The sequence below is a fragment of the Actinomycetospora sp. genome, from assembly GCF_036497585.1.
GTDB lineage: Bacteria > Actinomycetota > Actinomycetes > Mycobacteriales > Pseudonocardiaceae > Actinomycetospora.
The window spans coordinates 1-1,623 of the sequence record NZ_DASXJD010000015.1 but is presented as its reverse complement, the minus strand read 5'-3'; the positions used below and the strand labels follow the sequence as shown (position 1 = coordinate 1,623).

Genomic DNA, 1,623 nt, shown 5'->3' with positions numbered 1-1,623 from the left:
CCGACGGTGGCGAGCAGGCGGTCGGTGACGTGCCCGACGAGCCGGGCGACGGTCGTCGCCGACCTCGCGAGGGCCCGGTGGAAGTGCTCCTCGTGCACCGGGGACGGCACGTGCTCCTCGGGCAGGGCCTCGGAGTAGTGGGCGCGGCCCTCGCGCACCTCGCGCTCGCGCCGCTCGTGGCCGACCTCGAGCGGGACGGCGGAGAGGTCCTCGAGCAGCCACGCGACCTCGTCGCGGGCGTACGTGCCGAAGCGCGGTCCCCGGCGGGCGGGCACTGCGTGCACGACGGTGGCCCTCCGGCGGGGCCCCCGGGTCGGCACGATCGCCACGACCACCCGGGGCGCCAGCGCCCGCAGCCGCGGCACCAGGCCGTCCGGCCCGTGCAGGGCGGAGGTGTGGGCGTCGGAGTCGACGACCAGCACGATCGCGTCGTGGCGACCGGTCTGCCCGAGGTCGTAGGCGTAGCGCTCACGGGCCGTGCCGAGCCCGGCGTCGTGCGCGCGGAAGGGCAGTGCGGAGCGGAGGGCGCAGCCGGGGACGTCGACGGCGACGGCGGGCGAGCGGGTCGTGGCCGCCACGACGACGTCGCGCCCGTCGCCCGCGAGCCCTTCGGCAAGGCGCACCGGCAGGTGGACCAGCTCCTCGGTGCCCAGCACGAGGACCCGGCCGGCGTCGGGCCCGAGGGCGGCGGCCAGTGCTCCGACGGCCGCCGGGAGCGCGGCCTCCAGCGCGGCCCGGTCCGCGCGGTCGACGCCGTGCCGAGCGCCCTCCGGGGCGCCGGCGAGGTGGAGGTGCGTCTCGGTGAGGCGGCCCCGGCCCCACGCCGTCGGCTCGGGACAGGGGTGACGCGCGACGAGGGCCGCGGCCCGCTCGCGGGCGTCGTCGGGCACCCGGAGCGTGCCGGTCGCGAGCGCGACGACGTCGACGCGCACGCCCAGCTCGGCAGCCGCCCGCTCGACGGCGTCGTCCCCGGGACCGCGCACGTCGACCAGCACGGCCACCACGTAGCGGGGGCGCGGCAGGTGGTGGTGGAGCAGCCGCAGCGTCGCCGCCGCCGTCCGGCCGGTGGTCATCTCGTCGTCGACGAGCACCAGCGGCAGCTCCGGTTCCCAGCGCGACGGATCGTCGGGGACCAGCAGGTGGCGGCCCGCGTGGCTGTGCTGCTCCTCGAAGGACCCGAGCACGGCGGCTCCGGGCACGTCGCGCCGGGTGGAGGCGACGACGTGATCGGCGTCGAGGGCCTCACCGACGAACTGGCCGAGCGCGGCTCCGTTCTCGGCACAGCCCAGCACGATGCTCGGGACCCGGAGGGACGGGTGACCGACGGCGGCGTCGCGGGCCCGCGCCGCGGCACGCGGGTCGGTGATCGCGGTCGCCGGCAACGTCGGCGCGGGGTGATCAGGTACGGGGTGCTCGGCGGAGGCCCGCACCAGCTCGCCCACCCGGTGTCCGAGCACCAGACCGGCCGCCCGGGCCAGCCGTGGATCGCAGGGGACGTGCTTGCCGATCACCCGCGACACGAGCAGGTACGCGCGGCGGGGGTTGCGGCGCAGCGCCAGCCCGACGAGGTCGGTGAGGCCGGCCGCGCCCGGTGCGTCGTCCTCGCCCGGACGACCCTCGAGG

The 1,623-nt window shown here is 78.3% G+C and carries 1 protein-coding gene; it reads right to left on the bottom strand.

Features of this window, described 5'->3' with window-relative positions; all coding sequences use genetic code 11:
* Positions 1-1,623 (bottom strand): phosphoribosyltransferase domain-containing protein (locus VGH76_RS01500; protein ID WP_331554832.1); only part of this gene is annotated, 1,623 nt, incomplete at both ends.